The organism is Marinobacter sp. ANT_B65 (assembly GCF_002407605.1).
Taxonomy (GTDB): Bacteria; Pseudomonadota; Gammaproteobacteria; order Pseudomonadales; family Oleiphilaceae; genus Marinobacter.
In genome coordinates, this window is the sequence record NZ_NXGV01000001.1 from 1,142,304 (window position 1) to 1,163,237 (window position 20,934).

The 20,934-nt window shown below is 53.4% G+C and carries 17 protein-coding genes; 11 read left to right on the forward strand and 6 right to left on the reverse strand.

Annotation, left to right across the window (positions count from 1 at the left end; translation table 11 throughout):
• The first annotated feature begins 30 nt into the window (after positions 1–30).
• The 5 genes from CPA50_RS05385 to CPA50_RS05405 all read left to right on the forward strand — a co-directional run bounded on the left by CPA50_RS05385 (position 31) and on the right by CPA50_RS05405 (position 6,700).
• Entirely contained in the window at positions 31–810 is a 780-nt protein-coding gene (locus CPA50_RS05385; protein WP_096781416.1) for an AraC family transcriptional regulator, read from the forward strand.
• A 304-nt stretch (positions 811–1,114) separates the two neighbouring features.
• Positions 1,115–2,608 (forward strand): sodium/proline symporter PutP, encoded by a 1,494-nt coding sequence (gene putP / locus CPA50_RS05390; RefSeq protein WP_096781417.1) that lies wholly within the window; start codon positions 1,115–1,117, stop codon positions 2,606–2,608.
• Between the two features lie 164 nt (positions 2,609–2,772).
• Complete coding sequence (locus CPA50_RS05395) at positions 2,773–3,780, forward strand: TAXI family TRAP transporter solute-binding subunit (protein WP_096781418.1); 1,008 nt, start codon at positions 2,773–2,775, stop codon at positions 3,778–3,780.
• Positions 3,780–5,957 carry a TRAP transporter permease gene (locus CPA50_RS05400; protein WP_096781419.1) on the forward strand — a complete coding sequence of 726 codons (2,178 nt, stop codon included), beginning with the start codon at positions 3,780–3,782 and terminating at the stop codon, positions 5,955–5,957. The genes CPA50_RS05395 and CPA50_RS05400 overlap by 1 nt, the downstream gene beginning before the upstream one ends.
• Positions 5,954–6,700: a sulfite exporter TauE/SafE family protein gene (locus CPA50_RS05405; RefSeq protein WP_096781420.1), complete on the forward strand. Its 747-nt coding sequence runs from the start codon at positions 5,954–5,956 to the stop codon at positions 6,698–6,700. The genes CPA50_RS05400 and CPA50_RS05405 overlap by 4 nt, the downstream gene beginning before the upstream one ends.
• Positions 6,701–6,794: 94 nt before the next feature.
• Here the strand turns inward: CPA50_RS05405 and CPA50_RS05410 are convergent, their stop codons facing one another.
• Positions 6,795–9,389, reverse strand: coding sequence for a bifunctional aconitate hydratase 2/2-methylisocitrate dehydratase (locus tag CPA50_RS05410; RefSeq protein WP_096782340.1), 2,595 nt, complete (start codon positions 9,387–9,389; stop codon positions 6,795–6,797).
• 193 nt (positions 9,390–9,582) lie between these two features.
• Between CPA50_RS05410 and CPA50_RS05415 the strand changes: the two genes are divergently transcribed.
• The gene (locus CPA50_RS05415; RefSeq protein WP_179397153.1) at positions 9,583–10,209 is read left to right on the forward strand and encodes a tRNA-(ms[2]io[6]A)-hydroxylase; all 627 of its coding nucleotides are present in this window, start codon (positions 9,583–9,585) and stop codon (positions 10,207–10,209) included.
• 3 nt (positions 10,210–10,212) lie between these two features.
• Here CPA50_RS05415 and CPA50_RS05420 read toward each other — a convergent pair whose 3' ends face one another.
• Positions 10,213–11,097, reverse strand: coding sequence for a LysR substrate-binding domain-containing protein (locus tag CPA50_RS05420; protein ID WP_096782342.1), 885 nt, complete (start codon positions 11,095–11,097; stop codon positions 10,213–10,215).
• 144 nt (positions 11,098–11,241) lie between these two features.
• Between CPA50_RS05420 and CPA50_RS05425 the strand changes: the two genes are divergently transcribed.
• Positions 11,242–12,012, forward strand: coding sequence for a ferredoxin--NADP reductase (locus CPA50_RS05425; protein WP_096781421.1), 771 nt, complete (start codon positions 11,242–11,244; stop codon positions 12,010–12,012).
• A 96-nt stretch (positions 12,013–12,108) separates the two neighbouring features.
• Here CPA50_RS05425 and CPA50_RS05430 read toward each other — a convergent pair whose 3' ends face one another.
• From CPA50_RS05430 to CPA50_RS05445, 4 genes are read right to left on the reverse strand one after another with little or no spacing between them, the layout of a single operon-like run.
• Positions 12,109–13,530: an NAD-dependent succinate-semialdehyde dehydrogenase gene (locus tag CPA50_RS05430; RefSeq protein WP_096781422.1), complete on the reverse strand. Its 1,422-nt coding sequence runs from the start codon at positions 13,528–13,530 to the stop codon at positions 12,109–12,111.
• Between the two features lie 23 nt (positions 13,531–13,553).
• Entirely contained in the window at positions 13,554–15,332 is a 1,779-nt protein-coding gene (locus tag CPA50_RS05435) for an acyl-CoA dehydrogenase (protein WP_096781423.1), read from the reverse strand.
• 11 nt (positions 15,333–15,343) lie between these two features.
• A complete protein-coding gene (phbB, locus tag CPA50_RS05440) occupies positions 15,344–16,093 on the reverse strand; it encodes an acetoacetyl-CoA reductase (protein WP_096781424.1) in 750 nt (249 codons plus the stop codon).
• Positions 16,094–16,121: 28 nt separating this feature from the next.
• Positions 16,122–17,489 (reverse strand): malonyl-CoA decarboxylase, encoded by a 1,368-nt coding sequence (locus CPA50_RS05445; RefSeq protein WP_096781425.1) that lies wholly within the window; start codon positions 17,487–17,489, stop codon positions 16,122–16,124.
• Between the two features lie 150 nt (positions 17,490–17,639).
• Between CPA50_RS05445 and CPA50_RS05450 the strand changes: the two genes are divergently transcribed.
• The 4 genes from CPA50_RS05450 (at position 17,640) to CPA50_RS05465 (ending at position 20,892) form a co-directional block, all read left to right on the forward strand.
• Positions 17,640–18,071: a MaoC family dehydratase gene (locus CPA50_RS05450; RefSeq protein WP_096781426.1), complete on the forward strand. Its 432-nt coding sequence runs from the start codon at positions 17,640–17,642 to the stop codon at positions 18,069–18,071.
• A gap of 14 nt (positions 18,072–18,085) precedes the next feature.
• The gene (locus CPA50_RS05455) at positions 18,086–18,631 is read left to right on the forward strand and encodes a hydrolase (RefSeq protein ID WP_096781427.1); all 546 of its coding nucleotides are present in this window, start codon (positions 18,086–18,088) and stop codon (positions 18,629–18,631) included.
• 95 nt (positions 18,632–18,726) lie between these two features.
• Entirely contained in the window at positions 18,727–20,247 is a 1,521-nt protein-coding gene (locus tag CPA50_RS05460; RefSeq protein ID WP_179397154.1) for a PAS domain-containing sensor histidine kinase, read from the forward strand.
• Positions 20,248–20,253: 6 nt separating this feature from the next.
• Complete coding sequence (locus tag CPA50_RS05465) at positions 20,254–20,892, forward strand: response regulator transcription factor (RefSeq protein WP_096781429.1); 639 nt, start codon at positions 20,254–20,256, stop codon at positions 20,890–20,892.
• Positions 20,893–20,934: the final 42 nt, after the last annotated feature.

Sequence of the window (20,934 nt, forward strand, 5' to 3'; positions counted from 1 at the left end):
TATTCTCACTTAAAGGTTTCTGTTGCGTCTATGCTGGATGCCCGATTACTAAAGCTTCCAACATCCTCTCATCAGCATCGTCATGAACATCATCAGATAGTAGTTGGTGTTCAGGGTGAGGCAGATCTGAGCGTTGACGGAACCGGATCTCACCTGGATACCTGGAAAGCATGCCTTGTGCCCACGGAGGCCAGGCATGACTACTGTGGTGATCATCAGAATCATGTGATGGTTATCAATCTTGACCCCTCAAGTTCTGTTGTTTCCACTCCCCACCATGCCGACTATGAGCGTATGGTCAGGGTATTTGAAAAACCCCTAACGGTTCATATGGATAGCCGTTTACAGGGGCTGGTTCAGTTTGCTGCCAGCGAGTTTGACCGAGCGCCCGGCAATCTTGCGATGCATGGTCACCTTGCTGCCAGTATCCTGTATTGCATGGCCGACAGAATTGTTGATCGCAATGTTGGTATGCCAAACCGGCACAGCCTTAGCCCGGATACAATCCAGCGCTATGTCAAAGCGAATCTTCACCGGAAGATCACGGTTCAGGATCTGGCTAGTGAGTCTTGCCTTAGTGTGAGCCGTTTTCATGAGGTTTTTCGGGAAGTGGTAGGAACGACACCCCATCAGTTTCTCTTGCAGGCCCGCCTTAATCAGGCAGCTCACCTTCTCGCCTCGACACAGCTCTCGGTATCGGAAATCAGCTACCGTGTTGGCTTCTCTTCACAGAGTGCATTAACCAATGCGTTGCGTAAACATAAAGGAACTACCCCCTCAAGGCTGCAAGTCAGTGATAATGTTGCCTGATTTTACGTAGCCCAGTCTCACTCCCGTAGAATTCTGCAAAAGAATCGTAGGATTTTGTAAGCCGCTAATACGTAGTAATACTAGGCTTGTCGAGTAATCCCTCATCTTGACGATCTGGTGAAGTTGCAGTCGCAGAATGGCAATACTTAACTATAGTTAAGGTCGAACATTCGATTCGCGATTGCGCTTAGATTCGGAAGGAATTTCAGTATACAAAAAGAAAGACACAGTAATCTGGCATTCGTTGTCAGGCCTGTGCTTTGAGAGCGGATATAATCCGACTCATTAAAACCGGAGGAATTCCATGGCTATTGGTGTTTGGATCAGTCTATTTGCTTATTTTGCGCTCATGATTGCCATCGGCATTTATGCTATGCGCACATCTACTTCGTCATCCGAAGATTACATGCTTGGCGGCAGGGGGCTCAGTCCAAAGGTAGCTGCTTTGTCTGCCGGCGCCTCCGATATGAGCGGTTGGTTGCTTCTGGGGCTTCCGGGAGCGATGTATGTGTCTGGCCTTGCTTCAGCCTGGATCGGGGTTGGTCTTTTTGTCGGGGCGTTTATCAACTGGGTTATCGTTGCCCCACGCTTGCGCGCTCAGACTGTTCACTATGGTAATGCGCTGACTATCCCTGCCTTCCTGGCGAATCGTTTTCCTACTCAGGCACTGCCGCTGCGCACTGTATCGGCAGTTGTTATCGTACTGTTCTTCGCTGTTTATACCGCTTCAGGCCTGGTAGCGGGCGGCAAGCTGTTTGAAAGTGCGTTCGCCGGAATTTTCAGCTTTGGTGGTTTGAGTGATTACAGTGTGGGCATCATCATAACCCTCGGTGTGGTACTGGCTTACACTGTTGTTGGCGGGTTCCTGGCCGTGAGCATGACTGACTTTGTTCAGGGTTGCATCATGATGGTTGCCCTGGTTCTCATGCCCGCGGTTGTTCTTTTTGGAGAGGGCGGCGGAGGTTTCGCGCAAGCGACCCAAACGCTGAATGAGGTGGATCCGAAACTACTGTCCTGGACTCAGGGGCTGACATTCGTTGGATGGCTTTCAGCTGTAACCTGGGGTCTGGGTTATTTCGGGCAGCCTCACATCATTGTCCGCTTCATGGCGATCCGTTCGGTGAAAGAGGTGCCGACAGCTCGGAACATCGGTATGTCCTGGATGGCTATTTCATTGATCGGCGCGATCGGGCTGGGTATTTTTGGCCGGGCTTATGCGGTACGAAATGGAATGGATATTGCCGATCCTGAGACTATCTTTATCATTCTCGCTGATTTGCTGTTCCACCCACTGATTACAGGTTTCCTGTATGCCGCTCTGCTGGCAGCGGTGATGAGTACTATTTCCAGCCAGCTGCTGGTGTCCTCATCTTCTCTTACAGAAGATTTCTACCGCCTTTTCCTGCGTAAGGAAGCGGGTGACCGGGAGTGTGTCAACGTTGGCCGTGTATGCGTAGTGCTTGTTGGCCTTGTTGCTGCAGTCATTGCTTCAGACCCCAACTCTCAGGTTCTGGCTCTGGTTGGTAACGCATGGGCAGGCTTTGGCTCTGCCTTTGGTCCGCTGATTATCCTTGCTCTCATGTGGCCTCGTACTAATGGTGCTGGTGCTCTGGCAGGCCTGATCGTTGGTGCCGGTACGGCGATGATCTGGGTATCCCTGGGCTGGAATGGTGAGTTCATGGGCGGCCCTGGCGTCTATGAGATCATTCCGGGCTTCATTGCTTCCTTTATCGCCATCGTGGTTGTGAGTCTGGCAACTTCCGATGCAGACGAATATCAGGCAGTGGATCACAGCTAAAACAAGGGCAGAAATGCTTGGTATCGAAGGGCTCCTTGAGGAGCCCTTTTTTGTTTGTGTGCCGGGCATTGATACTCGACTGGTGAATCCGGTAGCGTACAGCTATCTTTAGAAGGTTACCTATTCAGGTGTGAATCAGAATAATGATAAAAAGGATCCGTTTCATGAGTAAAAACAGAGTTTTGAAATGTGCCTCGGGGCTGTTGGCAGCTGCAGTGGTGTCTTTTTCTGCCGGTGTTCAGGCGGAAGGTAATTATGTAATGGGCACAGCCACAACGGGTGGAACCTATTATCCCGTAGGTGTCGCCATTTCAACGCTTATCAAAGTCAAGCTTGAGCCTTCTACCAATATATCGGTTTCTGCGATCAGTTCGGCGGGCTCTGGTGAGAACCTCAAGCTTATGGATGAAGACCAGATTCAGTTCGGTATTCTTCAGGGACTTTATGGCGCTTACGCCTGGAATGGCTCAGGGCCGGTTTCCAAGGCATACAAAAACCTCCGGTCAGTTTCCATGCTCTGGCAGAATGTGGAGCACTTTGTTGTTACCCGGAAAGTCATGACAACTGGCACTATCGACGATATGGCCAACCTGTATGGCGAGAGCTTTTCTATCGGTGCAAGGAACTCGGGCACTGAAGGGTCAGGCCGCTTTATTCTCGGAAAAGTAGGTATTGATCTGGAAAAGGTAAACCTCGCATACCAAGGCTATGGTCCGAGTGCTGATGCCTTGCAAAATGGCAATATCGATGGCATGAACATACCGGCCGGTGTGCCCGCTGCAGCGGTAACAAGAGCTTATGCCAATATGGGGGATAAAATCACCACGCTGAATTTCACCCAGGATCAGGTTGCCCAGGTGAATAGCGATTTCGAACTCTGGACACCCTATACTATTCCTGCCGGAACCTATCCGAAGCAGGAGGAAGATATCAATACTATTGCCCAGCCCAATATTCTGGCCGTTCGTGATGACGTTCCGGAGAATGATGTTTATGAGATCACCAGGACCATCTACGAAAACCTTCCGTTTCTGAACAATATTCACCCTGCCACCAAGGCGATGGCTCTTGAGAAAGCCATTGCAGGCCTCCCGTTGCCGCTTCACCCGGGCGCTGCGCGCTTCTATAGAGAGCAGGGCGTGGATATTCCCGAGCGGTTGATTGCACAATAATGGTAGCTGGAAATACGCAAAACGAGCCTCTCATCGCGGTATGCGATGAGAGTGCCAGTGAGGCGAGTGAGCGTCTGGAGCACCGGCTGATCGGGCCGGTGGTCTTCTGGCTTGCTATCGGTACAGCACTCGTCCATCTCTATTTCAATACAATTTCCACACTGTCTGAACTGTGGAGTTCGGCTTTGCACTTCGGTCTTTTTGGCCTTATCTGCACCCTCACCACCCCCATGCTACGGCCCCGCTCTGCCAGAGGGCAGCGGTTCGTGCTGGGTGTTGATGTTATGTTGGGGCTGGCTGCTCTTGGTTGTGCTTTTTATCTGATTATCTTTGAGGATGATCTTTACCAGCGCGGTTTTAACTTCGATACGGGTGACTGGTTTGTCTCAATTGTTTCAGTAGCACTGATACTGGAGTTTGCCCGTCGTACTGTTGGCTGGTTTATTCCCGTTCTTTGTGTGGTTGCACTGACCTATGTGGCGTGGTGGGGGCAATATGTTGACGGTATTTTCAATTTCCCGGGACTGTCTTGGGAAACGGTTCTTTATCGCTCCTATATTGGCGGTCAGGGAATGCTGGGGTCCATCGCCCGGATTTCCTGGACCTATGTATTCATGTTTATCCTGTTCGGGGCCTTCCTGGTAAAGTCCGGGGCGGGGGACTTTATTATCGAGCTGGCGCGCTGTGCCGCAGGGCGGTTTGTGGGCGGCCCCGGGTTTGTAGCTGTGTTTGCCTCAGGCCTGATGGGCTCAGTCTCTGGTTCCAGTGTGGCAAACACGGTTTCTACCGGCGTGATTACCATACCGCTGATGCGTAAAGCCGGCTTCCCGGCAAGATTTGCTGCCGGCGTGGAAGCTGCGGCCTCTACGGGCGGGCAGCTCATGCCACCGGTGATGGGTGCTGGAGCCTTCATCATGGCCTCCTATACCCAGGTCTCCTATCTAACCATAATCAGTGTTGCTGCATTGCCGGCCCTTCTCTATTTTATTTCAGTAGCGATGTTCGTGCGTATCGAGGCGAAGCGCAGCCATGCGGTCAAGCTGGAAGACGATGCCGCGCCTTCGCTCAAAGAGGTCCTTAAAGGCGGCTGGCATTTCCTGTTGCCTCTGGTTGTTCTGGTCGCAGCGCTTGTTTATGGGTTCACACCGACCTACGCGGCGGGAATCGCCATTCTGTCGGTTGTTGTTGCGTCCTGGCTTTCGAAGCATCCAATGGGGCTTCGCGACATTCTCGATGCACTTGTGATGGGGACACGAAACATAACGACCACCGCGATTCTGCTTATCACAGTCGGGCTGATTGTAATGGTTGTATCTACCACAGGTATCGGCAATACCTTCTCTATCATGATTACTGACTGGGCGGGCGGGAGCCTGCTGTTAACGATCTTTCTGGTTGCTCTGGCGTCGTTGATTCTGGGAATGGGGCTGCCGGTAACTGCAGCATATATCGTGCTGGCCACACTCTCAGCACCGGCGATATACAACCTGATAGCGCAAAGCCAGTTGGTTGAGATGATGGTTAACGGGAACCTGCCAGAGCAGGCGAAAGCTATTTTCATGCTGGCCGCACCTGACAGATTCTCTTTGCTGGATGCGCCCATGGATGCAGCAACTGCGCAGCAACTGCTCTCTCTGGTGCCAGATACCTTCAGTAGTCAGCTTTTGGAGCAGGCGTTATCACCAGAAGCTCTGTCCATGCTGCTTGTGGCTGCCCATATGGTTATCTTCTGGCTGTCACAGGATTCAAATGTCACACCGCCTGTTTGTCTTACTGCGTTCGCAGCTGCTGCGATTGCAGGAACGCCTCAGATGCGAACGGGTTTTACCGCCTGGAAGCTGGCCAAGGGCCTGTATATAGTGCCGCTTCTGTTTGCCTACTCACCTCTTATTACTGGTGATTTCACTGAAATGATCCAGGTATTCTGTTTTGCTCTGTTTGGTATTTACGCGATCATTGCAGGCCTTGAAGGTTATCTGGAACACAAACTCAATCTTCTTGTCCGGGTACTTATGTTCCCTGTTGGTGCGCTGATGCTATGGCCCCACGGAAATCTGTTGCTGGATGGAGCCGGGTTGGTTATTTTTCTGTTTGTTCTTATCTGGAGTAGCCGTTGCGGAAAGCGTTTGGGTGGTGGTCACGCAGGTAGCAGTACAGGAATATCGAGTACTGAATGAATGTGACTGAAATAGCAGCGCTGCTTGCGCTGGGTGGCATAGCCGGGTTCATAAATGTGCTTTCTGCAGGCGGGTCGATGTTGACCCTGCCGCTTCTGATGTTTCTGGGGTTGCCCCCGCAAGTGGCAAACGGCACCAACCGGGTTGCAATCATTCTGCAGAGTACAACCGCTGTTGCGGGTTTCAGGCGCCTTGGACACGGCAACCTCCGGGTAAGTCTGCATCTGGCTGTGCCGGCAGTTCTGGGGTCGTTGTTGGGTGCCTGGATAGCGACATGGGTGCCAGATGCGGTCTTTGAGCTGGTGCTGATCAGCGCAATGATTGGTGCTTCGATATTCATGCTGCTGCCTCAGCCCAAACTGGATACCAATCCTTTGACCCCCGAGCGGCTTGGCCCGGTAATTTATGTCGCCATGTTTCTGATTGGCGCGTATGGGGGGTTTATTCAGGTAGGTGTTGGTGCGTTGTTTATCGTGGTGCTGTACCGCGTGCTACGTATAGATCTGCGCCAGGTCAATGTCTTCAAGGTGTCCATCATCCTGCTTTATACAGTACCCGCGTTGGCGGTTTTTGCGATTAACGGACAGGTTCGCTGGGGTATGGGGCTGATTCTTGCCGTCGGGAATATCGCAGGCGCATTTGTTGCTGTGAGGGTTAATCTGAGTGAGAAAGGTGGCCAGTGGGTCAAGTGGATTACCCTCGTTATGGCTGGGGCAATACTTATTCGCCTGATCATTTATTGACCAGAAATGCGGGGCTTGTTTCAACGCTTGAGCATAAAAAAACGCCAACCCGGAGGTTGGCGTTTTTACACAGCTACACCTTAAAGGTCAGTGCTCAAGCAACGTTCGCTTCAGCTGCCTTCTTGATGTATTTATCCATCTGGTCGAAGTTCAGATACTTGTAGATCTCTTTCGACATGCTGTTCAGATCTTTGGCGTACTCCATGTACTCCTGAGGAGTCGGGAGTTTGCCAAGTATCGCACCTACTGCCGCCAGTTCCGCAGAAGTCAGGTACACATTGGCACCATCGCCCAGGCGGTTCGGGAAGTTACGGGTAGAGGTAGAGAGAACCGTAGACTTCGCAGCCACACGTGCCTGGTTACCCATGCACAGTGAACAGCCCGGCATTTCGGTGCGCACACCAGCTGTGCCGTAGATGTTGAAGTAGCCTTCTTCCATCAACTGAGCCTGATCCATCTTGGTAGGTGGAGACATCCACAGGCGGGTTTTCAGAGGTGCCTTGTTCTGCTCAAGCAGCTTGCCAGCTGCACGGAAGTGACCGATGTTGGTCATGCAGGAACCGATGAATACTTCGTCTACCTTGTCGCCAGCCACTTCGGACAGGAAGCGGGCATCGTCCGGGTCGTTCGGGCAGCAAACGATGGGCTCTTTGATGTCTGCCAGGTCAATCTCGATAACGTGAGAGTACTCTGCATCCTTGTCAGCACGCATCAGCTTGGGATCTGCAATCCAGGCTTCCATCTGCTGTGCACGACGTTCCAGTGTACGTGGGTCGCCGTAACCTTCGGCAATCATCCAGCGCAGCATGGTGATGTTTGAGCGCAGGTATTCGGCAACAGACTCTTCAGACAGGTTGATGGTACAACCAGCAGCAGAACGTTCTGCAGATGCGTCGGAAAGTTCGAATGCCTGCTCAACGGTCAGTTTCTCAAGGCCTTCGATTTCCAGGATGCGGCCCGAGAATTCGTTGATTTTACCTTTCTTCTCAACGGTGAGCATGCCTTGCTTGATACCGTAAAGAGGAATGGCGTGTACCAGGTCACGCAGCGTGATACCGGGCTGCATTTCGCCTTTGAAGCGAACCAGTACAGACTCTGGCATATCCAGTGGCATAACGCCTGTGGCCGCCGCGAATGCAACCAGACCTGAACCTGCCGGGAAAGAAATGCCCATCGGGAAACGGGTGTGGGAGTCACCACCGGTACCGACAGTGTCGGGCAGCAGCATGCGGTTCAGCCAGGAGTGGATGATGCCGTCGCCAGGGCGCAGGGCAACACCGCCACGGTCACGCATGAAGTCCGGCATGGTGTGCTGCATTTCCACGTCGATGGGCTTCGGATAAGCTGCTGTGTGGCAGAAAGACTGCATGACCAGATCAGCCTGGAAACCGAGGCAGGCCAGATCTTTCAGTTCATCACGGGTCATTGGGCCGGTGGTGTCCTGGGAGCCCACAGTGGTCATATGAGGTTCGCAGTAGGTGCCTGGGCGAACACCTTTACCTTCTTCCAGGCCGCAGGCCTTGCCGACCATCTTCTGGGCCAGAGTGAAGCCTTTGGTACCGGCTTCCGGATCGTGAGGCAGACGGAACATGTCCGTGGCACCCAGACCCAGAGCGGTACGTGCCTTGGCAGTCAGGCCACGGCCGATGATCAGAGGAATACGGCCGCCAGCCTGAACTTCGTCCAGAATGACGTCAGATTTGAAACCAAACTCGGAGATGGTTTCTCCGGCTTCGTTCAGGATTTTGCCTTCGTATGGACGGATTTCGATCACGTCGCCCATGTTCATGTTGTCTACAGGTGCTTCGAATACCAGCGCACCGGCATCTTCCATGGTATTGAAGAAGATCGGGGCAACCTTGTTGCCAATGCACACACCGCCAGCGCGCTTGTTCGGCACGCCAGGGATATCGTCACCGAAGAACCACAGAACGGAGTTGGTAGCAGACTTACGGGAAGAACCAGTACCTACAACGTCACCGACAAACGCAACGGGCAGGCCTTTGGCTTTGATTTCATCAATCTGGCTCATCGGGCCGGTAACGCCGGGCTCTTCCGGCTTCAGACCATCGCGTTCCATTTTATAGGCAGCGCGGGCGTGCAGCGGGATGTCCGGGCGGGACCATGCATCCGGAGCCGGAGACAGATCATCGGTGTTGGTTTCGCCGGTAACCTTGAAAACCACCATTTTGGTGCTTTCCGGTACCTTGTTCCTGTTGGTGAACCACTCAGCGTTGGCCCAGGATTCAACGACAGATTTGGCAACTGCATTGCCAGCGTCCATCTTTTCTTTGACGTCGTTGAATGCGTCGAACATCAGCAGGGTGTGCTTGAGTTCTTTACCGGCCAGTTCGGCCAGTTCGGCGTTATCCAGCAGATCAACCAGAGTGGCGATGTTGTAGCCACCCTGCATCATGCCCAGCAACTGAACGGCTTTTTTGTTGTCGATCAGTGGGGAAGAGGCCTCACCTTTGACAATCGCGGTCAGAAACGCAGCTTTAACGTAGGCAGCTTCGTCTACACCCGGCGGGATACGGTTTTCCAGCAGGTCAACCAGAGTTTCTTCTTCGCCTGCCGGCGGATTTTTCAGCAGCTCAACCAGAGCGGCGGTCTGTTCAGCATTCAGCGGCTTGGGGGGAATATTCAGAGCCGCACGTTCTGCAACGTGTTCACGGTAGGCTTCTAACACGATCTGGACCCTCATCAGTTGGTATGTCCCGCGCTCTGACAATGCGCCTGGCGGGAGTTTATTGGCGGAAAGACCTTTAGTTGGCGCTGTATTCTATAGGAAACCCCTTATAAAGTTAAGTTGGACAGAGGTCGGAGAAGTCTGTTAGCTACGTTATAATCCTGCACCCAATTTATTGATATAGCGGCTCATCATGAATAACAAAACAGGTACTGTGGCCCAGGCGCTGCAAGAGATTCACGAATTTCTGCCTTGCGCTACACCGCAACAGTGGATTGATAACGCTCTGGCCAATCAGGATCTGATGCTGATAGATCATGCCCACTGCGAAAAAAAAGCGGCATCCACTGCACTCAGCCTGATGTACCGGTATGTAGAAAACACCAACCTGCTTAACAAAATGTCTCGCCTGGCCCGGGAAGAGTTGCGTCACTTCGAGCAGGTACTGGCCATTATCAACAAGCGGGAGATCGTGTATTGCCACCTGACTCCTGCGCGCTATGCTGCAGGGTTGCGCAAGGACGTGCGTACGGATGATCCGGGCCGTTTGGTGGATGTCATGGTGGTTGGCGCCATCATTGAGGCCCGTTCATGCGAGAGGTTTGCCGCACTGGTCCCGTTTCTGGATGATGAACTGGCAGATTTTTACAGTAGCCTGCTCAAGTCCGAGGCCCGCCATTATCGTGACTACCTGGCTCTGGCCGAACAGGCTAACTGTGGTCCCGTGGATGAAAGGGTTGCAGAGTTTCTGTCCATTGAAGAAAAGCTGATTCTGGAGCCGGATAGTGAGTTCCGGTTCCATAGCGGACCCGTTGGCTGAGCTTCAGTCGAGTGCGCGGCACAGGCCAATCCATGCGTCAATTCCGGCACTCCGGTATTTCTGTTTGTGCAGAATGAAATAGAACTGCCGCTCAAAATTCCTGTTTTCGGGCGTTTCCAGAGGCACCAGACTGCCGCGTTTAAAGGCGTCGGCGAGGACGACCTCTGACAGGCATCCTATGCCCAGGTCGGCTTCCACCGCCCGCTTTATTGCTTCGGTGTGTTCCAGTTCAAGAAGTACGTTCAGGTCCGGAAGCAGGCCGTGCATGCCCCTGTCAAAGCTCTGACGGGTTCCTGAGCCCTGTTCTCTCATGATCCAGGTAGCCTTCCTGAGGTCTTCGTCCGATACCTTCTTTTTTGCCGCCAGAGGGTGAGTCGGGGAGCAGAATACCACCAGTTGATCGCCTCGCCAGGGTAAAACCTCAAGTTCCGGGGATTGCAGTTCACCTTCAATCAGGCCGATATCCAGTTCGTAGTCCTTGACTCGCCGGGCGATGGTGCTCGTATTGGCAACTTCAAGGGACACACGTGGCCGGGTAGGGGTATTCATGTATTGGGCCATAACGCCTACGGCCAGATAGTTACCTATGGTTAAGGTGGCGCCGACTTTCAGGGCACCTACTTCAGAATGTTTACTGAAAGCCTGTTCAAGCTCGGTTGCCTGGGCAAGAACAGCTTCCACTTTGGGCCGGTAGAGCCGCCCGAGTTCGTTCAGTTGCAAGCGTTTGCCAACACGGTCGAATAACTGGATATCGAATTGGTTTTCCAGTTCCTTGAGCGCGCTGCTGGCAGCCGACTGGGACATGGACAGTGATTCCGCGGCCCGGGTAATGTTCTGGAATTGTGCTGCCGCCAGGAAGACTTCGAGTTGTCTGAAGCTGTATTTCATAACAAAACGCTCTAAATCGATATAGTCGAATAAGGTTATGGGAATAACCTGTTTCATCGATAGGTTAGTGATGGGATAAGCTTCAGGCAATTCATATTTGCAACATTCGCCGTCGAAAACGTACTGAATGGGCTAGAGACTTAAATGAGCAACCTGATAAAAGAAACTGTAACCAGTGTACACCACTGGAACGATACTCTGTTCAGCTTCAAGACCAGTCGCGACCCGGGGTTCCGTTTCAAAAATGGCCACTTCGTGATGATAGGTCTGGAAACTGACGGCAAGCCATTGATGCGCGCATACAGTATCGCCAGCGCGAATTATGAAGAGGAGCTGGAGTTCTTCTCCATCAAGGTGCAGAACGGTCCGCTTACGTCCCGTTTACAGAAGATCCAGGTTGGCGATGAGATTCTGGTCAGCCGCAAACCAACCGGCACCCTGATTCTGGATAATCTTCTGCCAGGTAAAAACCTCTGGTTGATCAGTACGGGCACGGGTCTTGCTCCTTTTATGAGCATTATCAAAGATCCGGAAGTTTACGACGCCTTTGATAAAGTCATCCTGACCCACGGAGTGCGTTACGTTTCAGAGCTGGCCTATAAGCATGAGATTGAAGAATTACCCGAAAACGAATTTTTCGGTGAGATGGTGAAGGGCAAGCTTGAGTACTATCCCACGGTTACCCGGGAGCCATTCCGTAATGAGGGCCGGCTGACGGCGGCCATGGAAAGCGGCAAGATAACCCGCGAGTTGGGCCTGCCGGACTTCGATCCCGAAAATGACCGGTTCATGATCTGTGGCAGTCCCAGCATGCTCAAGGATACCTGCGCCATACTGAACAAGATGGGCTTCAAGGAAGCCCGTGGTGGTGAGATGGGGCATTATGTGATTGAAAGGGCTTTCGTGGAGAGCTAGGAAGCACGGAACGTTATGCCTGTACCAAGAGGGGGCAGGGTGTCGCCCCCTCTTGGTCCTGAGCGTTATCTGTAATGCTGGCTTCGGGCCGGCCCGTCAGATGGCCAGTCCGCCCAGTTTGGTTTCGAGATATTCTTCTATACCTTCCTGGGCGCCTTCACGGCCAAGGCCGCTGTTCTTCATACCGCCAAACGGCGCTGCAGCGCTGGTCGGATTGATGTCGTTAATACCAATAATGCCGAAGTCCAGTGCTTCAAACGCCCGCATAGCCGTTGTCATGTTGTTGCTGTAGATGTACGCCGCCAGGCCGTACTCTGTGTCGTTGGCCATGGCGATTACATCGTCTTCCGAGCGATAGGTGATCACCGGAGCGACCGGGCCAAAGGTTTCTTCCCGGTAGATTTTCATGTCCGGCGTTACACCGGATAGCACGGTTGGTGCGTAGAAATAACCGTCTGACAGGCCGTTGTCCATCAGTCTCTGGCCACCGGTTTCTATCTTTGCGCCTCTGGCAACGGCGTCTTTCACCTGGCTTTCAACCTTCAGAATGGCCTGTTCATTGATCAACGGGCCAATGCCCACGCCTTCGGACATACCGTTGCCGGCCACCAGACGGCTGGCGCGGCTGGTGAGTTCTTTAATGAACGGTTCAAGGTGATCTTCGTGTACGAAAATACGGTTGGGGCTGATGCAGGCCTGGCCAGTGTTCAGGAACTTCACCAAAGACAGGCCTTTGGCTGCATGCACCGGATCCGCATCAGGGAAGACAACGGCCGGTGCGTGGCCGCCAAGTTCCATAGATACACGCTTCATGTTGGCTGCCGCCAGGCCGTTGAGCTTTTTGCCTACAGGGGTAGAGCCGGTGAAGGTCAGCTTGCGGACTCTCGGGTCGGTACAGAAAGCATCACCCACCCTGGAAGGGTCCTGCACGGTCAGCATGTTAACCACGCCGGCCGGAAAGCCTGCTTCGGCAAAGATCTCTATCATGGCTTTAGCGCACAAGGGTGTGCTTTCAGCCGGTTTCAGGATCACGGTACAGCCAGCCGCCAGTGCGGGTGCGAGCTTGCGGGTAATCATGGAGATCGGATAGTTCCAGGGCGTAATCGCGCCGACCACACCGACCGGAGACTTCTGCACTATAAAGCGCTGGTTTTCGCGGGAGGAAGGGATACTTTGCCCGTAAACGCGTTTGGCTTCTTCGGCGAACCATAGCAGGAAATCTGCGCCGTACTGAACTTCGTTGAGGGATGCTTTCAGGGGTTTGCCCTGTTCCCGGGTCATCAGCTCAGCCAGTTCGCGCTTTTGCCTGATCATCAGTTCCCAGGCCCGGTAGAGCAATTGGGAGCGGTGATAAGCGGTAGTTTTTTTCCATTCTTTAAAAGCACAATTGGCGGCCGTAATGGCCGCCTCAATATCCTGGTCTGTGCAGTCGGGGATCTGCCCGATGATTTCACCCGTTGCCGGGTTTGTTACCGGGAACTCAGCGCGCCCGGTTAACCATTCTCCGTTAATGTACATGAGGTTTTACCTCTTGGCTGTTATTAAAATTCTGTCTCTGGCAGCGCCATGATAGCGTCGTCACCTGAACGTAACGCGCTCAGGTGCGCTGAACAGCGCGGCAGAATGTGGTCCATGAAAAAGTTCGTGGTCGCCAGTTTATTGGCAGCAAATGAACTCTGGTCAGTCTGCTGGTTCGCGGCCGCAGTAGAAGCTTTCAGCATCAGCCATCCCGCAGTCACGATAGAACTCAGCATCAGGTAGTCGAAGGCAACAGCTCCAGTAAACTGGTCGTCATCACCACGCTCCAGAATCATTCTGGTGGCATCTTCAAGGAAGGCGACCCCTTGGTCAAATCTGGCCTGGCGCTCTGCTGTGAGCACTGAGCTGCTTTGTAGCGGTCCGGTGAGCGGGCGCATATCATCAATCAGCTCGGCCATCGCCTTACCATGGTCACGAACGGTTTTCCGGCCGATCAGGTCAAGGGCCTGAATGCCGTTGGTGCCCTCGTATATCGGCAGGATGCGGGCGTCACGGTAGTGCTGTGCTGCTCCGGTCTCTTCAATAAAGCCCATGCCGCCATAACATTGGATGCCCAGAGAAGTGACTTCCTGGGCGATTTCTGTGCACCAGCCTTTAACCAGCGGTGTCAGCAGGTCGGCCCGGCGCCTGTAGCGGTCTTTAATGTCATCTGGCAGGTTGTCTGCGTTAGCGTAATCAACGGCCACGCAGCCTGTGTAGGCGAGCCCGCGGGCTGCCTCGGTCAAGGTTTTCATGATCATCAGCATGCGGCGCACGTCCGGGTGCCTGATGATCGGGGAAACACCCTGTTCGCCGGGGGCTGTGCCTTGAGTTCGCTCGAAGGTATAGCCCCGCGCATGCTGGTAAGCGCGTTCGGAAATGGAAACACCCTGCAGGCCTACAGTCAGCCGTGCATTGTTCATCATGGTGAACATGCAGGCCAGGCCGCGATTCTCTTCGCCTACCAGATAACCGATGGCGCCTTCATTATCGCCATAACTCATGACGCAGGTGGGGCTGGCGTGGATGCCGAGCTTGTGCTCCAGCGAGACCGCCTGGCAATCGTTTCTTTTTCCGGGTTCCCCGGAGGCATCCGGCAGATATTTGGGTACCGCAAACAGTGATATACCTTTGACGCCGGGAGGGGCGTCGGGCAAGCGAGCGAGTACAAGGTGGATAATGTTCTCCGCCATGTCGTGCTCACCCCAGGTAATGAAAATCTTTTGGCCTTTTATCCGGTAAGCATCGCCATCCGGGCGGGCCTGGGTGCGAATGCCTGACAGGTCTGAACCGGACTGTGGTTCGGTCAGGTTCATGGTCCCTGTCCATTGCCCGGAAATCATTTTGGGCAGCAACTGCTCTTTCAGCACATCGCTGGCGTTCTCGGAAAGTGCTTCTACGGCGCCTTGAGACAACAAAGGACAGAGCCCCCACGCCATGTTGGCGGCATGCCACATTTCCTGAACCGGAATGGCCAGAGAGAATGGCAGGCCCTGACCACCGAACTCCGGGTCAAACTGCAGACTGGCCCAGCCGCTTTCAGCGTATTGCTGGTAAGCCTCCCTGAAGCCTGCTGGTGTGACCACCTTGTGGTCAGAATCCAGCCGCACACCGGTTTGGTCACCGGTGACGTTGGTTGGGGCGATGACTGAACCGGCAAAGCGGGCAGCTTCTTCAAGAATGGCTGCAACAACATCCTCGGAGGCATCTTCGTAGCCACAGGCTTTCGCCATTTCTGAAAAGCCGGCGACTTGCTGCAGGGTAAACGCCATCTCACGGGTGGGTGCTCTGAACTCTGTCATGATTTACTCCCTCAGGCCATGTATTGGCCGCCGTTAACCGACATATTAGTGCCGGTCACGAAGCTGGCTTCATCAGCCGTCAGGTAGGCTACTGCTCTGGCGATGTCTTCAGGCTTGCCAAGGTGGCCAACCGGGATGCCCGCAACAATATTGTTCAGTACTTTTTCAGGTACCTGACGAACCATTGGTGTGTCGATGTAGCCCGGGGAAACCGAGTTGGCGGTTACACCTTTTCGGGCACCTTCCTGAGCGATGGACTTGGTGAAGCCATAGATACCGGCTTTCGTGGCCGCATAGTTGCACTGGCCGAACTGACCCTTCTCACCATTCAGGGACGAAATGTTCACGATACGGCCAAAACCGCGCTCGCACATGTTTTCGAACACTTGCTGACACATGTTGAACATGGAGGTCAGGTTCACGTTGATGACCTGGTTCCACTGTTCTGGCCGCATTCTCTTCAGCGGTGCATCGTTGGTGATGCCTGCGTTGTTAACCAGAATGTCGACAGGGCCCAGATCCTGCTCAACAGCGGCGACGAATGCTTTGCAGCCTTCAAAGTCGGTGACGTCCAGCGGGTAGATGGCTACGTCGATGCCTTCTTCACGCATAGTGGCCTGCCAGTCATTAGCCTGGGCTGTGAAGTCTTCACCGGGCAGGTGGGTGCCAACCACTTTACGGCCCTGAGCTGCAAGCGCCTTGCACATAGCGGTACCCAGACCACCGGTTGCTCCGGTCACAACTGCGATGCGATTCGTCATGGTGTTCTCCTTCCTTTTGGTGGATGGTTTATTTCAAGAGTTTCTTGATATTGGATGACTGGGAAATGATTCCCTGTGAGGTGTACTGGTTACTGCGCTGAACAATTTTGGGAAGCTCATACAGGTAGTTGACCATCAGTCCCGCGGATTGCTTGAGCCCTTTTTCAGCTGTGTCTGCCATCCAGTTGAGCCGTGCAATCTGGGCGCCGTTGCTCAGATGGAAGTGCCCCACAGGATCGTTGGCGCGGGAGGTACCTGGTTTAGTTGAGCACAGGTAGGCTGCTGCCAGCTTCATGATGGCTTCTTGCTGGACCCCGGTGGTGTCAGCCTGGCTTACCCGCACCGGATCACGCGGTGGCGGGGAATTAAGCCACTGTTCGCCACCAGGCATCTTGATCAACTGATCAGCCGGCGTGTTTTCCAGCCAGCGACGGAAGCCCGGAATAGGTGACAGGGTGGCGAACTGCTTCAGCTGAGGGAATTCCACCTGCAGCTTGCTCACCACTTGCTTGATCAGAAAGTTACCGAAGCTGATACCGGCCAAGCCTTGCTGGGCGTTGGAAATCGAGTAAAAAATTGCCGTGTCAGCCTTGTCGATGTCCTGAGTCGGGGCCTGCTCGTCCAGCAGCTTCTGAACGTTGTCAGCCAGGCCGTTAACCAGGGCCACTTCTACGAAAATCAGTGGCTCGTCGGGCATGTTCGGGTGAATAAAGGCGAAACAGCGGCGATCGAAATCAAGCCGGTTCTTCAGGTCGCTCCAGCTCTTGATTGCGTGCACAGCTTCATAGGCAATCAGCTTTTCAAGCATGGCGCCGCTGGAATTCCAGCTGATCTCTTCCAGTTGTAGCAGACCGATGTCGAACCAGGTGGCGAGCAGGTCACGGAGGTCGGTTTCCAGTGGCTTCAGTTCCGGATAATCCTTACAAAGCCGAAGCAGTTCTTCGCGCATGTCCACCAGAAACTTGACCCCGGACGGTACGCCGTTGAATTGTTTCAGAAGGGCCGTTCGGCTGGGAATCAATGCCTTGCGTAAAGACTGGGCGGCCCGGGTTTTCTCGCTGGCCTTGGCGTTGTGCCATTGATCGATGGCACTTTCTACGCTGGCTTCATCTACACCATAGTGCTCTGCAAGCAGGCCCAGGAAGCGGGTTCTCCCGGTAGCAGACAGCTTCAGATAAGCGCGTCCCAGAAGTGCCGCCCGCTTGCGGGCTTCTACCTGACCGCCGTTTTCGGAAAGACAGTCGTCTATCCATTCTCTGACGATAACGACATCAGGCTCCGGAAGGTCTTCGGCAATGTTCATTATGTCTGAACCGCGACGGCCTGCGGATTCCAGTCCGCCCGGAACCAGTTTCTTGAAGGCTCTTTCAAAAATGCTTACAGGTTGCCTCTGCATAACCGTGATTCCCTATGTACAAAGCGGTGTTGTCTTTGTGAATGAAAGAAGGCTACCAGAGCAATTTGGAAAAACCAAGTAAAAGTACTTGGTTTGGTGGATACAAACCAGTAATGTAGTCGGCGTATTGATCAACTAGAGGGAAATGCTATGCAAGAACTACACGGTTATTACCTGGAAGACCTGGAAGTGGGAATGGAGGCGCTCTACGCCAAGACCATTACTGAAGCAGATGTGGTGTTGTTCGCCGGTATCAGCGGTGATGACAACCCGGTACATATTAATGCCGAGTATGCCAAGACCACGCCCTTTAAAGAGCGGATTGTTCACGGCATGTTCAGCGCGGCCCTGATTTCTGCAGTGCTGGGTACACGCTTGCCAGGCCCCGGTGCTATCTATATAGACCAGCAAATCAAATTCAAAGCGCCGGTTCATATTGGTGACACAGTTGTTGCGTCTGCCAAGGTTATTGAAATCAATGCAGAGCGTCGCCGGGTAAAACTGGAGACCATCTGTAAAGTAGGTGACACAGTGGTTGCAGAAGGTGTTGCTACGAATATGGTTGATCGCCGTCCGGCGTAAGTCTGGAGAAATTTATGTTAATGGATCAAGAGAATTGCATCGTTGCCGTGATCGATGTGCAGGCCCGGTTATTGGGGGGGGTGCATGAAAACGAGAAACTGGTAAACAACTGCAGCTGGCTGGTGCGCCTGGCTGAGTTGATGAATGTGCCTGTGCTTGGGTCCGAGCAATATCCTGATGGTCTGGGCCATACGGAAGAAGGACTGCGCGAACTGGTGGGACCCGCTAACATATACGGCAAAACCTTCTTCGCGTGCATTGACGATCCTGGCTTTGAAAAAGCATTTGAGGCTCAGGGTCGCAAACAGGTTGTCCTGTGTGGCATGGAGTCGCAGGCTTGTGTGATGCAATCCACGATCAGGATGCTGGAGAAAGGGTTGGAGGTTTTTGTGGTAGCGGATGCCGTTTCCGCACGTAACTCTTATGACACTGAAGTAGCACTGCGTCGGATGGAGCAGGCGGGGGCCAGAATTGTCACTAAAGAAATGGTCGGGTTTGAATGGCTTCGACGTTCCGATGCGGCTCAATTCAAGGCATTCAGCAAGGAATTCCTGCGCTAGTAAGTCGCGGGGCCCTGGCTCCTGTGGTCAAGGGCCCCGGAGACCGTCAGAATAGAGTTGGTTAACGCAACCGAGCTCCCGGGACTCCCATTGTCATGAAAAACCGCACACCGGAAGAAGGGCTGACCGCTCTGACCGACGACGCCGAACGTAACCGTCTGCTGGCGGAAATGGCGGAACAATCCACCGATATGATCTCCCGACATACGCCGGAAGACTGGCGGTTTATCTATGTATCCCCTGCGGTTACGCATTTGCTTGGGTACACAGTCGAGGAGATTGTTGGTATCTCGGCTTACGATCTCTACCACCCCGATGATGTAGAAGATTTCCGGTTGCGGGCGCCTACAGTGAATTATGACCGGGGCCTGTATACCCATACCTATCGATTTCGCTGCAAAGATGGTCACTACACCTGGCTGGAAAGTACCAGCCGGACAATCCGTGACCCTGAGACCAACGGTATTCGGGAGATCCTGGTAGTTTCCCGGGATGCTTCCCACAGAATCAAGGCCGATAAAGCAAACCGCCGGTTGGCACGAGTGCTGGAAAGTACCCAGGATCTGGTTATCTTCGCAAATCTGGACTTTACCGTTTCACATCTGAACGAAGCTGCCCGAACTGCTCTTGAGCTGGAACATACGGATTACAGCGCGTCTCCTCTTTCCTGGTTTGTGACGGAGAAAGGTTTAGCTTTATTGATGGACGAGGGCTTTCCCGCAGCGAGACAAACGGGAAGTTGGCGGGGAGAGCTGGCCATGCGCAGCCTGAATGCCGTCCGCATACCTGTCATGCTTGAACTTCTGGCTCACCGTTCCCTGCACGGGGATATTGAGTACTTCTCGCTGGTTGCCCATGATCTCACTGAGAAAAAAGCCGCAGAAGAACAGCTCAAGCAGTACCAGGCCGATATTGACCACGCCAGCCGCCTGGTCACTATGGGTGAGCTGGCATCTAGCCTGGCCCATGAGCTGAACCAGCCGCTGGCGGCAATGGTGAACTATCTCCGGGGTATTGAGCGGCGTTTTGCCCATAAGCCCACGCTCTCATGGAGCGACGTGGAGTTACCCATCAGCCGCAGTATCCGGACAGCGTTGAGGGCGGGTGAGATTATCCATCGGATGATGGACTTCACCCGTAAACAGGAGCCGGTTATTACCAGCCTCAATTTAACGGAATTGATTCGTGAAATGGTCGATTTCTGCGAAAGCATGGCGGAGCGGAATAACGTGCGCATGGCTTTTGAGCCGCCCTCCGACCTGCCAGCAGTCAGGGGGGACAAGATTCAGTTGGAGCAGGTGTTATTGAACCTTATTGTTAATGCCATAGAAGCCAGCGCCTCATCCGAAGATGAAGATGTTGCCACAGTACAGATCCGTGTTGAGCCCTGTGGAAGTAGTCAGCTGCGGGTTGAGGTGGAAGATCAGGGGCAGGGTATTTCGGATGCGGACATGTCCCGTCTTTTTGACCGCTTTTTCTCAACCAAGGACACTGGGCTTGGAATGGGGCTGGCCATCAGTCGTTCATTGGTAGAGAATCTTGGGGGCGAACTCTGGGCAGAAAATATACCTGCAGGCGGGGCTCGTTTTTCATTTACGCTAAATATTACTGACTGACCACCCATGACTTCTAAAAACGATGCACAGACAGTTTTTGTCATTGATGACGACACGGACGTAAGAGATTCTTTGCAGTGGTTGCTTGAGTCTGTCGGCCTTAAGGTTCAAACCTACGAGAATGCATTGGCATTTTTCGAGGGTTTCGATACAGGCTCCAGCGGTTGCATTGTGATGGACGTGAGGATGCCGGGGCTCAGCGGGATTAACGCCCAGAAAAAATTGTCAGAGTACAACATTGATCTGCCGGTAATCATGATTTCGGCCCACGGCAATGTGGACATGGCTGTGACAGCCCTGACTCAGGGCGCTGTAACGTTCATCGAAAAGCCGTTTGATGATCAGGTACTGATTGACCACGTTCATGATGCCCTGGAGAAAGATCGGGCTCGATTTGTTCAGCGCCTTTCACAGTCTCGTATCCGGGAACGTTACGACAGCCTGACACGAAGAGAACGCCAGGTTCTGGAACTGATCGTTAAGGGGCTTTCGAACCAGGAAGCCGCTGATGAGCTCGGCATCAACAGGAAAACAGTTGAGGGCCACCGGGCGAACATGACTGCAAAAATGAAAGTGGATTCGTTTGCGGAACTGGTGCAGGTAGCTATAGCGCTGGGATTGGTAAAGGGTGTTGCGAAGCCCTGAGCCCGGCTGCTCAGGGGGCACAGCCGGGTTGTCATTTAATCG

Coding starts and splice junctions, on each gene's coding strand:
- CPA50_RS05385 (WP_096781416.1), top strand. CDS start 31: ATGCTGGATGCCCGATTACTAAAGCTTCCAACATCCTCTCATCAGCAT.
- putP (WP_096781417.1), top strand. CDS start 1,115: ATGGCTATTGGTGTTTGGATCAGTCTATTTGCTTATTTTGCGCTCATG.
- CPA50_RS05395 (WP_096781418.1), top strand. CDS start 2,773: ATGAGTAAAAACAGAGTTTTGAAATGTGCCTCGGGGCTGTTGGCAGCT.
- CPA50_RS05400 (WP_096781419.1), top strand. CDS start 3,780: ATGGTAGCTGGAAATACGCAAAACGAGCCTCTCATCGCGGTATGCGAT.
- CPA50_RS05405 (WP_096781420.1), top strand. CDS start 5,954: ATGAATGTGACTGAAATAGCAGCGCTGCTTGCGCTGGGTGGCATAGCC.
- CPA50_RS05415 (WP_179397153.1), top strand. CDS start 9,583: ATGAATAACAAAACAGGTACTGTGGCCCAGGCGCTGCAAGAGATTCAC.
- CPA50_RS05420 (WP_096782342.1), bottom strand. CDS start 11,097: ATGAAATACAGCTTCAGACAACTCGAAGTCTTCCTGGCGGCAGCACAA.
- CPA50_RS05425 (WP_096781421.1), top strand. CDS start 11,242: ATGAGCAACCTGATAAAAGAAACTGTAACCAGTGTACACCACTGGAAC.
- CPA50_RS05430 (WP_096781422.1), bottom strand. CDS start 13,530: ATGTACATTAACGGAGAATGGTTAACCGGGCGCGCTGAGTTCCCGGTA.
- CPA50_RS05435 (WP_096781423.1), bottom strand. CDS start 15,332: ATGACAGAGTTCAGAGCACCCACCCGTGAGATGGCGTTTACCCTGCAG.
- phbB (WP_096781424.1), bottom strand. CDS start 16,093: ATGACGAATCGCATCGCAGTTGTGACCGGAGCAACCGGTGGTCTGGGT.
- CPA50_RS05445 (WP_096781425.1), bottom strand. CDS start 17,489: ATGCAGAGGCAACCTGTAAGCATTTTTGAAAGAGCCTTCAAGAAACTG.
- CPA50_RS05450 (WP_096781426.1), top strand. CDS start 17,640: ATGCAAGAACTACACGGTTATTACCTGGAAGACCTGGAAGTGGGAATG.
- CPA50_RS05455 (WP_096781427.1), top strand. CDS start 18,086: ATGTTAATGGATCAAGAGAATTGCATCGTTGCCGTGATCGATGTGCAG.
- CPA50_RS05460 (WP_179397154.1), top strand. CDS start 18,727: ATGAAAAACCGCACACCGGAAGAAGGGCTGACCGCTCTGACCGACGAC.
- CPA50_RS05465 (WP_096781429.1), top strand. CDS start 20,254: ATGACTTCTAAAAACGATGCACAGACAGTTTTTGTCATTGATGACGAC.